This window comes from Rhizobium sp. NXC24, from assembly GCF_002944315.1.
Taxonomy (GTDB): domain Bacteria; phylum Pseudomonadota; class Alphaproteobacteria; order Rhizobiales; family Rhizobiaceae; genus Rhizobium.
The window spans coordinates 1,717,421-1,734,117 of sequence record NZ_CP024314.1 but is presented as its reverse complement, the minus strand read 5'-3'; the positions used below and the strand labels follow the sequence as shown (position 1 = coordinate 1,734,117).

At 56.3% G+C, this 16,697-nt stretch carries 15 protein-coding genes and 1 pseudogene; 8 read left to right on the top strand and 8 right to left on the bottom strand.

Annotated elements, in window-relative coordinates:
• Positions 1-148: 148 nt before the first annotated feature.
• The 4 genes from NXC24_RS32175 to NXC24_RS32160 all read left to right on the top strand — a co-directional run bounded on the left by NXC24_RS32175 (position 149) and on the right by NXC24_RS32160 (position 2,858).
• Positions 149-529, top strand: coding sequence for a transposase (locus NXC24_RS32175; protein ID WP_104826327.1), 381 nt, complete (start codon positions 149-151; stop codon positions 527-529).
• Positions 526-873: an IS66 family insertion sequence element accessory protein TnpB gene (gene tnpB / locus NXC24_RS32170; protein ID WP_104826328.1), complete on the top strand. Its 348-nt coding sequence runs from the start codon at positions 526-528 to the stop codon at positions 871-873. Before NXC24_RS32175 ends, tnpB (NXC24_RS32170) begins: the two co-directional genes overlap by 4 nt.
• A gap of 63 nt (positions 874-936) precedes the next feature.
• Entirely contained in the window at positions 937-2,562 is a 1,626-nt protein-coding gene (locus NXC24_RS32165) for an IS66 family transposase (RefSeq protein ID WP_104826329.1), read from the top strand.
• Positions 2,562-2,858, top strand: a complete 297-nt coding sequence (locus NXC24_RS32160) for a hypothetical protein (protein ID WP_104827840.1) — start codon at positions 2,562-2,564, stop codon at positions 2,856-2,858. Before NXC24_RS32165 ends, NXC24_RS32160 begins: the two co-directional genes overlap by 1 nt.
• A gap of 11 nt (positions 2,859-2,869) precedes the next feature.
• Here the strand turns inward: NXC24_RS32160 and NXC24_RS32155 are convergent, their stop codons facing one another.
• Positions 2,870-3,928: an ATP-binding protein gene (locus tag NXC24_RS32155; RefSeq protein WP_104827327.1), complete on the bottom strand. Its 1,059-nt coding sequence runs from the start codon at positions 3,926-3,928 to the stop codon at positions 2,870-2,872.
• 59 nt (positions 3,929-3,987) lie between these two features.
• Here NXC24_RS32155 and NXC24_RS36060 point away from each other — a divergent pair.
• The 3 genes and pseudogenes from NXC24_RS36060 to NXC24_RS35625 form a co-directional block, all read left to right on the top strand.
• Positions 3,988-4,232: pseudogene (locus NXC24_RS36060) on the top strand (hypothetical protein); the annotation flags it as partial.
• 218 nt (positions 4,233-4,450) lie between these two features.
• Complete coding sequence (locus tag NXC24_RS35630; protein WP_199773630.1) at positions 4,451-6,388, top strand: hypothetical protein; 1,938 nt, start codon at positions 4,451-4,453, stop codon at positions 6,386-6,388.
• 183 nt (positions 6,389-6,571) lie between these two features.
• The gene (locus NXC24_RS35625; RefSeq protein WP_199773629.1) at positions 6,572-9,760 is read left to right on the top strand and encodes a hypothetical protein; all 3,189 of its coding nucleotides are present in this window, start codon (positions 6,572-6,574) and stop codon (positions 9,758-9,760) included.
• A 182-nt stretch (positions 9,761-9,942) separates the two neighbouring features.
• On the opposite strand, the gene NXC24_RS32145 is transcribed toward NXC24_RS35625, so the two are convergent.
• The 3 genes from NXC24_RS32145 to NXC24_RS32135 all read right to left on the bottom strand — a co-directional run bounded on the left by NXC24_RS32145 (position 9,943) and on the right by NXC24_RS32135 (position 13,260).
• On the bottom strand, positions 9,943-11,082 hold the full coding sequence (locus NXC24_RS32145; protein ID WP_104827326.1) for a M12 family metallopeptidase: 1,140 nt from the start codon (positions 11,080-11,082) through the stop codon (positions 9,943-9,945).
• Positions 11,083-11,145: 63 nt separating this feature from the next.
• On the bottom strand, positions 11,146-11,700 hold the full coding sequence (locus NXC24_RS32140) for a hypothetical protein (RefSeq protein ID WP_158704601.1): 555 nt from the start codon (positions 11,698-11,700) through the stop codon (positions 11,146-11,148).
• A 405-nt stretch (positions 11,701-12,105) separates the two neighbouring features.
• Entirely contained in the window at positions 12,106-13,260 is a 1,155-nt protein-coding gene (locus NXC24_RS32135; RefSeq protein ID WP_104827324.1) for a hypothetical protein, read from the bottom strand.
• 79 nt (positions 13,261-13,339) lie between these two features.
• Between NXC24_RS32135 and NXC24_RS32130 the strand changes: the two genes are divergently transcribed.
• A complete protein-coding gene (locus NXC24_RS32130) occupies positions 13,340-13,585 on the top strand; it encodes a DUF6429 family protein (protein WP_104822827.1) in 246 nt (81 codons plus the stop codon).
• Here the strand turns inward: NXC24_RS32130 and NXC24_RS32125 are convergent.
• The 4 genes from NXC24_RS32125 to NXC24_RS32110 all read right to left on the bottom strand — a co-directional run bounded on the left by NXC24_RS32125 (position 13,554) and on the right by NXC24_RS32110 (position 16,568).
• Positions 13,554-15,197 (bottom strand): IS66 family transposase, encoded by a 1,644-nt coding sequence (locus NXC24_RS32125; protein ID WP_104822826.1) that lies wholly within the window; start codon positions 15,195-15,197, stop codon positions 13,554-13,556. The genes NXC24_RS32130 and NXC24_RS32125 overlap by 32 nt on opposite strands.
• Before the next feature lie 47 nt (positions 15,198-15,244).
• The gene (gene tnpB, locus NXC24_RS32120) at positions 15,245-15,595 is read right to left on the bottom strand and encodes an IS66 family insertion sequence element accessory protein TnpB (protein ID WP_104822825.1); all 351 of its coding nucleotides are present in this window, start codon (positions 15,593-15,595) and stop codon (positions 15,245-15,247) included.
• Positions 15,592-16,020: a transposase gene (locus NXC24_RS32115; RefSeq protein WP_104822824.1), complete on the bottom strand. Its 429-nt coding sequence runs from the start codon at positions 16,018-16,020 to the stop codon at positions 15,592-15,594. Before NXC24_RS32115 ends, tnpB (NXC24_RS32120) begins: the two co-directional genes overlap by 4 nt.
• 272 nt (positions 16,021-16,292) lie before the next feature.
• On the bottom strand, positions 16,293-16,568 hold the full coding sequence (locus NXC24_RS32110; RefSeq protein ID WP_158704600.1) for a hypothetical protein: 276 nt from the start codon (positions 16,566-16,568) through the stop codon (positions 16,293-16,295).
• Between the last annotated feature and the right edge of the window lie 129 nt (positions 16,569-16,697).

Here is a 16,697-nt window from a genome sequence, read left to right as displayed (position 1 = left end):
GCATGACCTTAGCCACATCTATATCAAAGCTATCGATGTAAATTTCCGGGTAACCGCCCGATTGTGGCCGCCTGTCGGAGATCGGCTTACTTGTTTATGACCCGTCTATAACGACGTCGTTAGCGACGTGCTTTAGGCGAGACCTGTGATGCGCGTGGAAATTCTCGGCGATGAACGTCGCCGACGTTGGAGTGATGAGAGCAAGCTGGAGGTCGTGCTGTCGGTAGGCGTCGACGGCGCGTCGGTGACAGAGGTGGCGCGCCGGTATTCGGTCACGCGGCAGCAGGTTTACACCTGGCGGCGTGAATTGCGGAAGAAGGGCCTGCTGTCGCCGCCGTCGACGACGGTGTTTCTGCCGCTGGACATGCCGCCGGCAGGGGACAGCAAAGAGGCTCGGGCTTTTGAAGGCATGCAGGTTTTGCCTGCAATGATGGAATTGCAACTGCGCTGCGGACGAAGCCTTCGCTTCAGTGGCGATGTTGATGTGGTTGCACTGAAGCGCCTGATCCGGGCAATCGAGGCGGCATGATCGGGCCTGGGACAGGTGTTCGGGTTTATATCGCCTGCGGTGTCACGGACATGCGCAAGGGGATAGAGGGGCTGGCTGCTCTTGCCCAGGATGTGCTGCGCCAGAAGCCGACGGGAGGTGCGGTCTTCGCGTTTCGGGGCAAGCGGGGCGACCGTTTGAAGCTATTGTATTTTGACGGCCAGGGGTTCTGCCTTTATTACAAAATCTTGCAGAAAGGGCGGTTTCCATGGCCCTTGGCAGCAGATGGAGCAGCCCGGTTGACGTCTGCTCAACTGGCAATGCTGTGGGAAGGGATTGATTGGCGACGGCCCGACTGGGGCGTTCCTCCGGCCCGTGTCGGTTGACTTTATCTCCCTGAATCTGCGTGTTTTTATGGATATTGACCCTGACCTGTGGTAGTCAGGTTCATGTCAAACGCGAGCCAAAATCTTCCCGATGATCCGGCCTTCCTGAAGGCGATGATCGCCTCGCTTGAGGCGAAGAACGCGAAGATGTCTGCGACCTTGCAGGCGCATGATCAGTTGATCCAGTCCCTGCGGCTGCGCATCGCCAGGCTGAAGAAACATGGCTTCGGCAAGTCGTCGGAAAAGATCGAACGGGAAATCCAGCAGTTGGAACTGGCGCTCGAGGACCTGATGATTGCCGCTTCGGAAGGCAGCAGCGAGCCACTCGCCGAGGACGAAGAAACGGAGCCTGCCGCGCCTGAGGAAAGCATGCCTGAAAAGACCATGCGCCGCCGTCCGCGCGTGTCGGACAAGGCCGCTCGCGAGCGCAGGGAACTTGATCCCGGAACGTGCTGCCCCGCTTGTGGTGGCGAACTGCGGCTTGTCGGCGAAGACGTCAGCAAAATCCTCGACATGATCGCCGCACAGATGAAGGTCATCGAGATCGCCCGGCTGAAGAAGTCCTGCCGCTGCTGCGAGAAGATGGTGCAGTTGCCCGCGCCCAGCCGTCCGATATCGGGCAGCATGGCGGGCGCTGGTCTTCTGGCCTATATCCTGGTCTCGAAGTTCGACGACCACTTGCCGCTCTATCGCCTGAACGAAATCTTCGCCCGCATGGGCGTTGATATCCCCGACAGCACGTTGGTCGATTGGTGTGGCCGCGCCATGCAGGTGCTCCTGCCGCTGATCGAGTTGATCGAAGCCGCGATCATGAGCAGCGACCTTCTCCACGCCGACGACACGCCGATCCGGGTTCTGGATCGTTCTCTACGCGACAAGGGGCTGGGGAAAGGGGTGAAGAAGGGCAGGCTCTGGACCTATGTCCGGGACCAGCGCCCATGGGCGGGCATAGCTCCGCCCGGTGCGGTCTATTATTTTGCTCCCGACTGGAAGGAAGAGCACGTTCACCGTCACCTCAAGGAGGCGAGCGGCATCCTTCAGGCCGATGGCTACAAAGGCTATGCGAAGTTATATGAGGCCGGAACGGACGGGAAACGCCGCTTCCGGGAGGCTTCATGTTGGGCGCATTGGCGGCGCGACTTCCACGATATCTGGACCTCGAACAAATCCGAGATTGCCCGCGAGGCTCTCGACCGTATCGGCGCGCTTTACGACATCGAGCGCGGCATTGCAGGCAAGTCTGCCGATATCCGTCTTGCCGCGCGCCAGAAGCACAGCAAGGCAAAGGTCGAAGCATTCCGCGTCTGGGCCGAAGCGCAACTGACCCGTATCCCCGGCAAGAGCGATCTGGCGGGCGCTTTCCGGTACGGCTTGAGCAGGTGGTCTTCATTCTGCCTGTTCCTGGAAGATGGCCGTGTCGCAATCGATAACAACGCCGCCGAGCGGGCGTTGCGTCCTATCGGCGTTGGAAGACGAAACTGGCTCTTCGCGGGTGCCGACACTGGAGCAGAAACCCTGGCGCGGGCCATGACGATTATCGAAACCGCCAAGATGAATGGCCTTGATCCGCAGGCCTATCTGGCTGATGTGCTCGACCGCATTCAGGATCACAAGATAAATCGCCTCGCGGAGCTGCTTCCATGGAACTGGAAGCCGACAGCGGCAATCATCTGCGCCGAGGCCGCTTGATGGCAACGGTCAGCTTCGTCTTCACCATCGACTATGTCGCCGAAATCCTCGATGAGGACGTCGACCTCCTCAGGGAGATCATCAGCAATGATGACAACCTGACCTATGGGAATATCATCAGCGTCGTGACCGGAGATGACGAGAGCACACCCGCTCTGACAGACGATGGCATCGACGAACTTAGGCAGATGCTGACTGAGGCGCGTCGGTCAGCCGAAAAATGGCAGGAGTTCCTCGATTGCTTTGTCCTCGACGAAGAGATCGCCGCACGCGTCAAGCCATATTCCCCGCGGTAGCAATCGGGCCGTTACATTTCCGGCAAGGCGACTATTTCTCGCCCTAGTGGTTCCGTTTCCTGGAATCCGCCTCCTGATGGCGCGTAGCGATAGACGGTGTTCGACACGTTGCACAACGACAAAAAGACATACGCCGGTAGTCCCATGTCATAGTGATCGACTATGTTCAGATACTGCTTTACGCGATTGACGACCAACTGGACGAATGGGACGCCGACAAAACGTGATGATTGGCCGTCGCCCGTTCGCAGATCAGCGGCCCCCTCGATCACACCGTTTCGAAAGAACTGAGCATATGCCATCCGAGAGCCGTCGTGCGCCTGGGGAATGACATAATTCAAATATCCTTCCAGATTTACGGCTTCTCTCTTTGGTGTTCCGACCTCATCCGGAGGAATTGGAATTTCAGTCCCAAAGCTAAGTTTTGCAATGAGGTCCATCATTGATCCCTCAGTGAACGCAGGAACAGGGACGACGTGGATCACCAGTTTGCCCGCATTATTCATAGCGATGGGCGTCTCACCAGCTGTGATCCTGACCAAGCGATCTGCGTGGAACGCTTTGATTTTCTCTGCAACAATCGTCGTCGAAGTGAACATCTGACGCAGCTGGTCAACGTTCGGCTCGTAGGTTGTGGTACCCGCACGTGCATAGAAGCGGGCACTGTTTTCGAGAATTACTCTGTGGGGAGCTAGATAGCTTCGGGGGACTCGGACCATGATGAGATTGCCACCGGCCGTCAGAGGAATCGGCTTAATCTGCAAGTTCCGGATGCGAGGATCTAGTCCCGTGATAGCGATCTGCTCAAGTCGACGCATCTCTTCATCACAGTCGCCGAAAAGTGGGCTAATTGAAGTAGGAACCCCGTCCTTTTCGGCGATCCCGATCAGTAAATCTCCGCCCAATGTATTTGCCATCGCGGAGATGTCTTTCAGGAATTCTTTGCGTTCAGACTTCTCGTAAGACTGTCGTTTATAGTCCAGATAAACGGATTCTCCGACACTAAACTCGAGCAGTCGCTGGATATCCGCTTCTGAGACCTTGCTGAAGGGAACGCCCTGTAGAGACATTGGACATCAACTCCTTTCGGTGCTTAATCCACCTTTAGTGCACGCTTTGTGGAACAACCGGTCGTATTCAACGGAAAGGGGAGGTCGTCCACCTCGTCGCCCAGCAACTGTTAGACCTTTCTACCGATCTGTCACGTCTGGCCGACCGCGATCAGTCCTTCACGCTGCCTTTTACCAGGGCGGATCATTTTACGCATCGGGGGCCTGATTCGCGAGAGACCCCGAAGCTGCCGTCAACCCCAGAGACATCTACAATCCGAACCTTTACGTCGACACGCTCAAGGTAAAGAGCGGCAATTTTCATTGCGCGAAGGCTGCACCGGTCCAAAGCGAACATCCAGGAATTCGTAACATGAGCCCTCTTGCGTCGTTCGGCAGTCTGATCTGTGTATCGTTTGGGATTGACGCCTGTAAAATCTTTGCCCGGTTCCCAATGTCGCTTAATATACAGTGCCTAACCTGCGTCGCGCACAATGCTCGCGCACTGAAAACCCTTTCAAAAGAAATTCCCGGCGAGACGCTTTGACTGACACATTAGATCAGAAACCGGCCTCCACGGAACTGACCGGCGGTGCAGGCTTCACGTACGAAGACACGGTCGTTGCCTATTACCTCGCGCATCTGCTGCGGCACGAGCGCGCGGCAGGCAAACCTGGAATCGTCACCAGCGTCGCCGTTCAACGGCAAGGTCACGGTCATCCGATGGATGACGTCATCATCGAGTTCGACGATGCAGGGACAAAAAGGTCGCTCGATCTTCAAGTCAAACGCTCTGTCACGATCAGCAGCGCTGACAAGCAATTCAAGGAAATCGTCGCTGCCGCCGTGAAGACACAAGAGGCCGATACCTTCGTAAAGGGTTCGGACGCGAGTGGATTTGTCGTTGAGCACGTCACGGATACGACATACCGAAGCCTTTCACGGCTGATCAGCAAGGCGAAGGCGAGCCCTGATTCCAAAGACTTCGAAGAATACTTCGCGCCGACAGGCACGGCCGGAGCAGACGACAAGAAACTGCGAGAAGGCTTGCTGCCCCTCATAGGCGCAACAAATCTGGATGAGGAAGTTAGTTTCTACCGAGGTTTTGCCGCCCTCCATCTGGCCGGTCTGGAAGAAGGCGGAGCGCTTCGCGCCGAGATCGTCAATCGCCTGCAGGAGCTTGTTGCGGATGATGTGGACGGTCAGGACATCCTCCTTTTTGACCGCCTCTGCCGCATTGCACGCGAAGGCGCAGCGAACGCGGCCAGATGGACGCGCTCATCCTTGCTCGCTCAACTGCATGGCTCGGTGCGTCTCAAAGTGGCCCCGAACCTCAGCGGTGACATCGATAGGCTGAACACCGCGTCGCTCGATGCTCTCAACGATGTTTCCGAAACCGTCGGTGATTTTCACGTCGTGCGCGATGGTTTGCAGGCGGAAGTTGCCCAGGCCCTCCAGAAGCATCGCGTTGTTTCGATCGGTGGTCTGCCCGGATGCGGCAAGTCGGCGGTGCTGAGGCACTTTGCTGCCGAAGCGGCCAAGTCAGGACCGGTCCTATTTCTCAAAAACGATCGGCTGCAAGGAACAAGTTGGACAACATTTGCAACGGCGCTAGGTCTCCGCAACAGTCATGCGCCTGATCTTCTCGCCGAAATCGGTGTTTCCGGTACGCCGATTTTGTTCATCGATGGAATCGACCGTATCCGGCCAGATCAACAGCACATCATCACCGATTTGATCCGCGCCATTGAGTCAGCCCCCAGTCTCCGGTGCTGGAAACTCCTCGCCAGCTCGCGCGACCAAGGGCTCGAAGCCTACCGGGCTTGGTTTCCCCAGTCTTTTTATTCCGAAAAGGGTATGGGTAGCGTCTCGGTAAAGGGGTTCTCCGACTATGAAGCGGAGCTGCTTGCCAAATCAAAGCCCAACCTCCGCAGCCTTCTTTTCAGTCCCAGCCCAGCCGTGGAGCGGATCGCCCGCCGCCCATTTTTTGTGGCGGTTCTCGCCAGGGCTTTTCCGCAAGACGCCCAGCCGCAAACCGAAGTCGACCTGATTAATGCGTGGTGGCTGCGGGCGGGGCACGACGCGATGCCAGAAAAAGTGCCGCAACGTCAGCGCGCACTCATCGATCTCGCCGAACGGGGCGTGCGTAATCTCGGCAAGGGAATCTCTGTCCGAGACCTCAAGCCGGAGACCGTCGAACATCTGGTTGCACTTCAGGCCGACCAGATCCTGCGTACCGAGCGCGGCGGTGCGATAGTGTCCTTTACTCACGACATATTCTTTGAGTGGGTTTTCTTCCGCCTGCTTATCGAGTTGGGCGATCAATGGCCTTCAGCGCTTGCCGCCGCAGGCGAGCCACCTTTGCTCGGTCGCGTGGTGGGTTTGCTAGCACAAGACGCGCTTACCGAAACGGGTTTATGGACAGCCGGTTACGCCAAACTTGAGGGCTCTGCTCTTCGTGCCCAATGGCGGCGCGAATGACTCACTGCGCCGCCCTTTACGAGCGCATTTGAAAAAGCTATCGACGAATTCACGCAACGCGTCGAGGCAAAAGACTTTGCGCAATGCGAAAAATTACTGGTATGGTTTCAGGCGCAGCATACCGTGCCAAGTCCTATCATCATGCAAAAGGCCACTAAGATCGCCGGTATGGACCCGGTTCGGATGGCCGACCTTCTCGGATGGCCTTCCGACGGAGTGGCCTGGGGACGCCTGATTGACTGGATCATCGCACGTCAGCAGACACTACCGGCCCGTCTTGTTCCGCAGGCGCTCGAAGTCTTCAGTGTGTGGCAGAACGTTCTCGCAGATTTCAAGAACAAGCGCTCGAAGGATATTCTGGCCACATGCGGTGCGTGGCTGATCGATCTCGAAGGCGAAATATACGCCGAGGGTTATTCGCGAGCACGCGGAAAATGGGACGTACTCGGCAGCGAAGCGCAGAACAGCCTTGCGACTGGGTTGCGAGGCCTCATTCTCCGCTCGGCCCGTGGTTATCCTGAATTTGCGGTTACTCTTTTTGAACGAGCTGCTGGCAACAAACAGATACTGCGGTCAGCATTCGACGATCTGATGGGCTTCACGCCGATTATGGCAGAAGTGGCACCGGAGGCAGTTGAAAAGGTTAGCGAAGCAAAACTCATACAAGAGTTGCCGCAGGCTGCATACGACCGCCGCCGTCGCGAAGAAGCGGAACAAACTGAATGGCGTCAAAAGATCGCGGCGATCCCGGAGGCGAAACGCACGCGTCATCAAAAGGTGGCGCTGTCGTCCCCACCGCACTTTCCGACAAGCTATTCCGATTTCAGATTGGACGATATCGGCCTAGAAGCCCACAATAGCTACTTCCACCCGCCGTCAGCGCTGCACGAGCCTTTCGCCAGCCTGCTTGCGAAAAGACCCAGCGTCGGACTTCGCCTCATCACCAAGCTTACAAACCATGCGACCACCGGCTGGCGTCAAATCCATAAATTTCGCCGTCGCGAGCGCGGCACGCCGATCCCCGTCGTGCTGGAGTTTCCGTGGGGTCGGCAGCAGTTCTGGGGAGATTGGCACGTCTTCGGCTGGGGCCTTGGAATGTTGGGCTCCGAGCTGCTTCAGTGCGCCTATCTTTCGCTCGCTTACTGGGCGTTCAAGGAGATCGAGGAAGGACGCTCCACGAGCGACGTGATCAAGCAAATCCTCGAAGGCAGCGAGTGTTATGCATCCCTGGGACTTTGCTTGCGCCTCGCCATCGAGACGTTCGAGGTCTCGGAGACCACGCTCCCAATCATCACATGCCAGCGTCTCTGGGAACATGATCTTGCGCGCTGTATCCAAGAGCCACAGAAGGACATCGACCTATTCGGGCTCGGGTTCCTCACACAATTGAAAGGCGAGAAGGCAGAGGCGAAAGCATTTCTCGAGAGCCGAGAATACCGCAAACACGATGTGCGCGAGCTCGCGATGCGCTTTGCCATCAACAGTGACACAAGCTTGCGGGATCGTTTCAAGACGGCGCTTGAGGCGTTTCCCGAAAACCTTCCGTATATCGTGGAAGAAGAACGGGAACACCCCGAACGAACGAAGGATTTGAAGGAGAAAGCGGAGCTCTGGTCCGGTCTCGGCAATATCGAGAATTATCGGCGGTATGAAACGGAAGGCGATCAAATCGCCATCGGCTATGAACCGCCGAAGCCGCCGCCCGAGGCGACACAGGAACGAGCCGCTAAGGCCACGGAATCGTTGAACCAGCAGTGGGTGCTCAATTGGGCATTCGAATCCCTGAACGAGGGTAAGCCTACCGAGGGATGGACGTTGGCAAACGCCGTATCCTACGCCAAAAAGCACGATCGCGACGACCTGTTCGATGAGCGCGCCGATGTCGGGCCCCATGCAATCCAGAGCGGCGTCTCCGCGATCGCCGCGTGCGTTATCCGATTTGGCGAGGGCGATTCTCCCGATCGGGCATGGGCGTGGAGCGTGATGGAACGCGTTCTGAAAATGCCGGAACCCAGCGATTTCTATGGATCGGAAATTCCGTGGCATCCTTCTTTCCCTCTCATTTCCGCGCTGTTCCATGATCGCAAGAGCGTCGCGCCCCGTTCAGGCTCCTCCGCAAGCCTGATTCAGCTTGCCAGTCATCCGAACGAGGATGTGCAAAACATGGCTTTCCAAGCCCTCTTTGCGGACCCGGACCCGCATGTGAAGTGGGTTGCGGCGCATTTCGCGTTCGATCTCACGCACCACATCGATCCGATCAGGAATGCAAAGACCTTCGAGCGCGACGACATGGTAAATCGAAATGCACGCGAAGCAGCTCTGATGAAGGCATTGCATGCCCTCGATGTCGAAACCGAGGAGGGTTTTGAGCCTCTGCCACCTGCGTGGGTGAAGGCATCCAAACAGAGCGGACGCGTGGAGGGCTATTGGACAGACCCTGAGCGTTCTTTCAATGGTCAATACGCCGCCAAGCTCTTCGCGCACTTTCCGGTTGAAGAGTGGTGCCGGTCAGATGTTTACCGCCCGAGAATCCAGTCGCTTCTTCTCGATGTCGTGCGCTGGACCGCCGAGCGCTTGATGCCATCTTGGGACGATAGAAAGACGCGCCAAGGCAAAGATACCACTCTTTTCGAATGGGATCGCACCTTGGGGACAATGCTTGCCCGCGCCTTGCCTTTTTTTGATCTGCAATGGGTTCGCGACAATTTCGTCAAGCCGTTCTGCTCGAACGACGAGGAGGCATTGCGCGTACTTGCGAAATTCGCGGAAAGCATCGTGACCCGCCATGTCCTCGATGCCAAAGAAATCCCCGCGAATGCACTGCCAGTTCTCGGCGATTGTGCGCAACGGGTCATCGACGACAGAGCATTTGCGCCGAACGGTTATCGCGCGGGTGAAATCTACGGCTACGATATGCCGAACCTCATTAAGGCGCTTCTGTTTGTGAATGTCGACGCTGAATGTCCTGGAGCTGCGCGGTTTGTGAATGGCGATTGGAGCGGTATCGCAGTTATTATGCCTCTCGTGACGAAGCTCGTTAAAGCGACCGGATGGTCAACATACGTCATGCAAAACTTTTTGAGCCTGTGCGAGCGTGCTGCGGCGTCTTACCCGATCGAGGCCTTCATTGAACAGGCTACCGCAGCATTGGAGTCAATCGAATACGCAAAAGGAAGTTGGGTAGGAACGTCATTGCCCGCGCGGCTTGCAGCCATAATCCAAGGTTTGGCTGAAGCAAATTATCCCCTTGAAGTTAATCGCGCACGGGGATTGCTGAAGCTCCTCGACGCGTTGATTGACCTCGGAGACAGACGCAGCGCGGCGCTTGAGCAGGATGAGGCGTTTCGCCGTGTTCAGGGTTCAGTCGCTTGATTGGAGCTTTTTTCGGCGCGGCCTCCTCCGTATCAACAGGCACGCGAACTCGGCCACGAGAATCTCGGACGGTGCTCTCGCTTGCGCGGCTGAGAAAGATCCAAACGTGTTAAACTGTTAAACCGCGTCCAGAGAAAACTAGGCACTTGAGCCGGGATTGCGAAGGAGCCCTCCGGGTCTTGCTATTTTGCAACACTCTCCAATGCCGAATTGAGAACGGAGAACGCTTTCGGATCGGCGCGCACTGCATCGACAGCGTTCTTCAATTTTATCGAATAGTCGGACTCAGGTTCCGGTGCACTAATACTGAAAGGCAAAAGGCCTAGTGCTTTGATTGCGGGCGCAGATAATGCCTCATTGGAGTTCGACTTGCCTAAGCTCGACATGATTGCCGCGTTGATTTCGCGTGAGCGACCGTACACTTTTCGAACGCCCTCAAAATCAAGTTGTGAAATGTCGCTTATCCAAAACGATTTGTAGCAAGGACTGTTGGACCCGTCTTTATAAACCTTTGGGTCGTCGTGATCGGGAGATTCCTTGTCGGACATATTATACTTCATGATCGACAAAGGATCGTAAGGCGTGCTGCTGTCAATGCTGTTGTTGGTATAGGAATCATCGGAAACAAAGAAAATTTGCTTCATCTGTTCCTCGGCGTCTTTTGCGCTCTTAAAGTTGAAGTGCTTGGCGATGTAGTCGAAGTCGTAATCGCAGTGTTTCCGCTGGTGCTCATGCTGTAGTCCCAGGGCATGGCCGAATTCATGTAAGACGTAGAATCGAAAGACTTTTTCACTGGAATAGTATTCGTACCAATCGGGTGCGGCCTGTGTCGGAAACTGAAGCTCCATGGAAAAGTAACCGTCATCGGGGATGTTTGCGTGCGATGCCCTTCCGACCTGGGAGAAAAACTTTGCGTGGCTGCCTCCATCACTTACGTCGATTCTGATGTCTGCAGATGCCGAGGCGCTGCAAAGTCGAAAAGAAGGGTGCCCAAAATCGAGCACGACGCCGCTATTGTTTGTGGTCCATTCACTTGCAACGGCTATGATGTGGCGAACCAAGTCGGATCGCTCAGTTGCCGTTTTTGACGGACCAAAACAAACAGTAGGAACGGGTTTTGTCCAAACGTCGGCATGTTCGACTATCGACTGTACGGCCGTCCGGTTCTGAGCTGATAAGGTGGCGGTCGCCAGTTTAGGAAGCAAGCTATTGAGGAGGCTATCCGGCGGCGGAGGGGGACCCAAATTTGCAAGATCATGCGAGACTGCCGACTCAAGCCCCATAAAGAGAATCGCAATCGCAAAAGTCGCTTTGTTAAACATTTCGGGCTTCCTTCGACCGATTTCGATGCTGCAGCTCCCGGTAATTGCCGCTCTGTAAAGGAGTTAATTCCCCGGGGGCGGCGGCGCTTCTCTTGGCCCCGGCGCTGCCTTGCCAACTTCGCCGCCGCCCCCGGGAACTTCTACCTGTTTGAAGGTTGCGATAAGAGTGTTTCCGGTGACGGATTTGGCCTCACCGCTTACACCTGCGGTCACAGGTGCGAGCTTGAGCGAAACGCCAGCATTGCCAGAAGAAGTGAATGTAAGACCCCACTTATACGTATTGCCCTTGTCCCCATTCTTGTCCTTGTAGTCGTAATCATAATAGCAAGCACCCGGCTTTGTTGCCGCGTCCAAGAAGCCTTTACGAACATTCAGCAACTCATCGGTGAGCGGCGATTTTGAGCCATTGGTTGGCGTGTACGCAAAATTGGATTTCACCGGGCTTGGGTAGACGGCAATGTTAAGTTCTTGCGTATCCTCAATCGTTTGCGAGGCGCCGCCAGAGAACTCCGCCGACCCAGGCAAAACAGGAACGGAGAATCCTATAGATGCCCCGGCTGTCTCGTCATTTGTCGTTGTCAGTGATAAAGCGACAGAAGTTATTTCGAATTGGATCAAGCCTCTCCCGCATCTGAACCCGGCCTTCTTTGCGTTCTGAAAATCGGTATCCGTCTCAGGGTGAGCCTTGTACAATGCTATTTTAGCGTCGTATGTACTCAGCTCACGCTTTACTTCGGATATCGCCTCTCCGACGCGAGAAGATGGTATTGCATTGACTTGTTGAAGCTTTGTTGCGCATGACGACAGAAGTATTGTCGTCAATATTAGAAATGCCGTCGGATTCGTCATGAATTTCGCTCGTCTTTATTTAGAATTGAGGATATTGTTTTGTATTGATAACCAGGCGGAATTTTCGTTGACGAGGTCACGTTGTATTCTTGTATGGTGACGAGGGCGATGCGCAAGGCGCGTCTTGGCTGCCGGTTGTCAAGAACCGTTCAATGCGGATATGGACAACGGAGATCAAAGCAGCTCTCCTAAATGTTGAACGCCACCAAGAGCAGCCTCTCGTTTGCTTATATCTTCGCCCCCCGTCGTCGTTTTGGCCTTAGCCCAGAGAAGCGCTTCAAGGAAATCCCGGAATGGTTTAAGCCATATCCCGCTGTGTCCATTGATGACGCCCTTTTCTGCACGGACTACCCAGAAGGGATTTGCTTGGCGCAGAGGAGCAACCCCGCTGGCGTGTTTCAACTGTAGAAAGAAGCTATCGTTTGCAGTGCTTATGAGGTGGGTGGTGAAGTCATCGACATGGCCAACGGTTCTATTGAGAATCCTACGCTGCAAATCACCTCGTGTGCTCTGTTTAAACGCCGAGATGAAGTTGCCCGCAAGGAATGCGTATTTCGTTGCCAAATCGTTGTTCGCGCACGCACAAACGAACACCGGCAATTGGATGTTGGTCCGATTGTCCAACAGCTTCGACAGGCGATCTACGGGCAGATAGCGCGACGCTTCGAACGCCGGATTGATCAGCAGAACAAGATCAGCGAAACTGGGAATAATGTGTCCGGCTTCGGCGGACGCAGCCTCGATAAGTGATTGTTCAAGTGCAGAGTAGACGATAAGGCCGCCAAAGCTGTGCCCGGCGATGACTAGCATCGGCGCGCCGCCATCGCCCTTAAGCCGTTTATGGCGATAGCGGCGCAATCGTCCGAATAGCTCGCGAACCGAACCGTTCGATATTCTGCGAGCGGCACCCTGTCGGCCCCAGAATGTGGTGTATTCTACCGGTGTGTTGCCGTAGAAGCTTAGGCCGCGCCAACACACAAAGATTCCATAGACTGGGCGGGGCTTCGCTTCAGATGATTCACGCAAGGCAATTTTAACGAGAAGCTCCTTGACGTGCTTAAGGTTGTCGTCCTTTGGATCGGCATCGTGTCGCCAGCCATGAGTGAAAACTGCAATAATCGCGTCCTGCTCCGCAGAAAGAAGCCGATCCAATTCCGCTTGAACCGCTGCGGTCTGCGCGTTGTCATAGGCTTCTCCCTGGTCGTCGAACTCTGCGAAGGCCAGATTATATGAGACGCCCGATCCCGCTATATGCGGCGTGAAACCTAGTGCGCTTTGGCAGGGGTCGTTTCTCATAAGGCCGAAAAAAGTCGCCTTGCGTCTTTGCATGACAGAAAAGCTCCCTTTAACGTATCCATCCGAGGTAGGCCGCAGGGATCTTTGGGGTCGCGCGTGGTAAGCTTGCGGAATGGAGATCGACGAGGACAAAATTGACGACACGGTGCTGGCGTTGCTATGGCTGACGCTTCACAACGAGCGTTGCGCCTGGAAGGGGTTTGAGTGGGCGACGACTGATCGCTTGTATCAGAAAGGCCTGATCGGCGATCCGGTGAACAAGTCGAAGTCACTGGTGCTGACGGACGAGGGTCTGCGCCGGTCGGAAGAGCTGTTTCGGAAACTGTTTACGCGGCAGCCGGGATTTCCATCGCCTTGATCACCTTCCACTCCCAAGGCAAGAGCTCATGCAGGCGGGAGACGGGAAGCTCGGCGATGCGGGCCAGCACGTCGGCAAGCCAGACCTTTGGATCGATGTCGTTGAGGCGAGCCGTCGTAATCAGGGTCAGCATGATGGCGGCCCGGTCGGCGCCGCGATCGGAACCGGCGAAGCTCCAATTTTTTCTGCCGCAAGCCACGCCGCGCAGGGCTCTTTCCGCCGCGTTATTCGTCATGCAAATCCTGCCGTCATCGGCGTATCTGGCAAAATCGACCCAGCGCGACAGCATGTAGTTGATCGGTTCGATGACCGGTGAGGAGCGTGAGAGGCCCTCCTGTTCCTGGCGCAACCAGGCCTCCAACTCGATGAGCAGCGGCTTGCTCTTTTCCTGGCGCACGGCAAGCCGCTCCTCGGCGCTTGTGCCGTTGATATCGCGCTCGATGGCAAACAACGCGTCGATGCGTTTAACCGCTTCCAACGCCGTCGCCGAGACAGGCCGTGCGCCTTTACCGCGGCGCGCACTGCGAGAGACGTCGGCCAGCTCGAAGAACTTCCGGCGCGCGTGGGCAAAACAGAAAGCCGGCGTCACCGGTATTTGTTTCTTCGTACGATCAAAGAGCGGATTGAAGCCATTATAGCAGTCAGCTTGCAGAATGCCTTTGAACTCGGCCAGATGTCGTTGTGGATGTTCGCCACGCCGGTCGCTGGAGGCGTAGAAGACGGCGGCCGGTGGCGACTGTCCCCCAAAGGGCCTATCGTCGCAAACGTAGGTCCAGATCCGGCCGGTGATGCACTGCCCTTTGGCGAGAATCGGGATAGTGGTGTCGTCGCCATGCAATCGCTCGGCCGCAAACACGTGCGTCTCGATGAGATCGAAGAGCGGCTTGACGGCGGCGCTGACGTAGCCAACCTGGTCGGCAAGCGTCTGGGTGGACAGATCAATTCCCTCGCTGCGGAAACGCCGGCTCTGGCGGTTGAGCGGCTGATGCTCGGAGAATTTGTCGAAGACTATAGTGGCGAGAAGGTTGGGGCCGAGAAAGCCGCGCGGTGTGGCATGGAACGGCGCCGGCGCCTGGCTGATGCAGCCGCACTCCCGGCAAGTAAACTTATCCCGGACGGTCTCGACCACCTTGAAGCGGCGTGGGATCTCCTCCAGCGTCTCGGTAGTATCCTCGCCCAGCTTCGACAGCCGTTCGCTACCGCAATGGATGCAGGCGCCAGGAGCTTCGATGACGACACGTTCCCGCTCGATATTGTCCGGCCAGGGTTTGCGCACCGGCCGCTTGCGAGTGAAGGCCCGAACGGTCTGGCTTTTGGCAGAGGCCGCTTCGGACGCAAGCTCGTCCTCGGTCGCGTCGGCGACCAGCTCTTCGAGCTGCAATTCCATCTGGTCGATCAGCCGCTGGGTGCGCTCCCGGCTCGGACCGTGTTTGTCGCGTTCCAACTTGGCGATCAGCAATTGCAGATGGGCGTTGAGCGCCTCGATGCTGGAAAGCTCTGCCTTGGCTTTGGTCGCTTCGGCCTCCGCCTGCAACCGCGCCTCGCGTTCCGCCAGCAGCGCGGCGTGGGCGCTGGCAAGATCGTCCGGAAGGGAAAGCGGTGGCAATGACATGCAAATTTTAGAGCATATTTCCTGAACAAATTCAATGAAGAAGGCGCTCAAACCCGTGTCGGACGCCAGGTTTCCTGCGGCGCCCGCCAGTCAATTCCCGACAGCAAATAAGAAAGCTGTGCGGCCGAGATCGCGACGGCGCCGCCTTCAACATTGGGCCAGATAAACCGCCCGCGCTCCAATTTTTTCGTGAACAGGCAGGCGCCTTGGCCGTCATGCCAAATTAATTTTACCAGATCACCTCGTCGACCCCTGAAGCAGAACAGATGACCGCCCAGAGGGTCATGTTTCAACACCTCCTGCACCCGAAGGGCCAGCGAAGGAAAGCCGCACCGCATGTCTGTATGTCCCGTCGCCAGCCACACCTTGACCCCCGTTCCCATCGGAAACGGGTTCATCGCAACGTCTCCAGACCACAAATGAGCCGCAGCAGGACGTCCACGTCGACATCCCGACCGACGATCACACGCCGGCCGTTCGCACTCACCACCTCCATGCGACCGGGCGCGGTGACAGAAGGCGGCACAGCGACAGTCGCCGCAGGTGGCGTATTCGCAACATTAGGCTCGGTAACAACGATCGCTGGAACAAATCCGTTCGCCGAGCGGGGGACAAGCCGTCCTTCCCGCGCGGCCCTGCGCCAGGCATTCAACTGCCAGCGCGTGATCCCATGACGCTGCGCCGTGGCCGTCACCTGTCGCGGGCCGTTATAACTCTCAGCCACGATCGCCAGCTTCGCTTCATCCGTGAAACGCCGGCGACGCCCGCTATCGACAATCTCCATCCGGCTGAAATGCCCGGTGAGATCATTCCTCAAGTCCATGTGTGAAGCACCGTCTATATTGCCGTCTATATAGACAGAGCATCCACACTCTCACTCACTGCACAATGCGGCCCAACTCGGATGCGTACCCTTTAACTTAAGTGCCTCAAAGTTGAACTGATTATGCCTGCCGCCGTCAAAACAAAACCGATTGCCGCCTGTCCGCAAAAGCTGCGCGTCATCGTTCGTCAGCGCGCAACTTTCCAAGTCGACTTGCGCCTCAAAATGCATCCTGGCTGACACGCGGGCGCCGCGTCTGACGTCTCGCTGGCCTAGGAGGCATCCAAGCTCATCGTCGCTGCATTTCCTTGAATAGCTATCGGGGCTGCTTTCACATCCATGGACTCGAACTTGTCGACTTCAGTTTTGGTGATGCCCGGATTGAACTTCAGGGATTGGCAGGGCTGCGCATTGGATATGGCGCGATCAATCACGTTGTCGGCTCGGGCAGCATCAATAGGAGACGGCAGTAAGAGAATCGAACCGGCTGTTGCGGCCATCTTAGGCGCTGCGCTTGGCTTGCGTGGTAGACTGAGCAATTTTTGCACGCACATTTCCTTCCTCAAAAGCCAAGTACTTTCAAGTCAAAAGACTAAATTGCGTATTGAATGCCCTAAGGGCCTATTTGTAGCTCACTTACACGTCATGGGCTAGAGAAAATTATTCTGTTACAACCT

What these genes read in the sequence shown, in the direction of transcription:
- NXC24_RS32125 (WP_104822826.1), bottom strand. Translation starts at nt 15,197, where the DNA reads ATGTCATTGCCACCGCTTTCCCTTCCGGACGATCTTGCCAGCGCCCAC.
- NXC24_RS32160 (WP_104827840.1), top strand. Translation starts at nt 2,562, where the DNA reads ATGGCAACGGTCAGCTTCGTCTTCACCATCGACTATGTCGCCGAAATC.
- NXC24_RS32175 (WP_104826327.1), top strand. Translation starts at nt 149, where the DNA reads ATGCGCGTGGAAATTCTCGGCGATGAACGTCGCCGACGTTGGAGTGAT.
- NXC24_RS32165 (WP_104826329.1), top strand. Translation starts at nt 937, where the DNA reads ATGTCAAACGCGAGCCAAAATCTTCCCGATGATCCGGCCTTCCTGAAG.
- NXC24_RS32155 (WP_104827327.1), bottom strand. Translation starts at nt 3,928, where the DNA reads ATGTCTCTACAGGGCGTTCCCTTCAGCAAGGTCTCAGAAGCGGATATC.
- NXC24_RS35625 (WP_199773629.1), top strand. Translation starts at nt 6,572, where the DNA reads ATGGCCGACCTTCTCGGATGGCCTTCCGACGGAGTGGCCTGGGGACGC.
- NXC24_RS32115 (WP_104822824.1), bottom strand. Translation starts at nt 16,020, where the DNA reads ATGGACTTGAGGAATGATCTCACCGGGCATTTCAGCCGGATGGAGATT.
- tnpB (WP_104822825.1), bottom strand. Translation starts at nt 15,595, where the DNA reads ATGAACCCGTTTCCGATGGGAACGGGGGTCAAGGTGTGGCTGGCGACG.
- NXC24_RS32135 (WP_104827324.1), bottom strand. Translation starts at nt 13,260, where the DNA reads ATGCAAAGACGCAAGGCGACTTTTTTCGGCCTTATGAGAAACGACCCC.
- tnpB (WP_104826328.1), top strand. Translation starts at nt 526, where the DNA reads ATGATCGGGCCTGGGACAGGTGTTCGGGTTTATATCGCCTGCGGTGTC.
- NXC24_RS32145 (WP_104827326.1), bottom strand. Translation starts at nt 11,082, where the DNA reads ATGTTTAACAAAGCGACTTTTGCGATTGCGATTCTCTTTATGGGGCTT.
- NXC24_RS32130 (WP_104822827.1), top strand. Translation starts at nt 13,340, where the DNA reads ATGGAGATCGACGAGGACAAAATTGACGACACGGTGCTGGCGTTGCTA.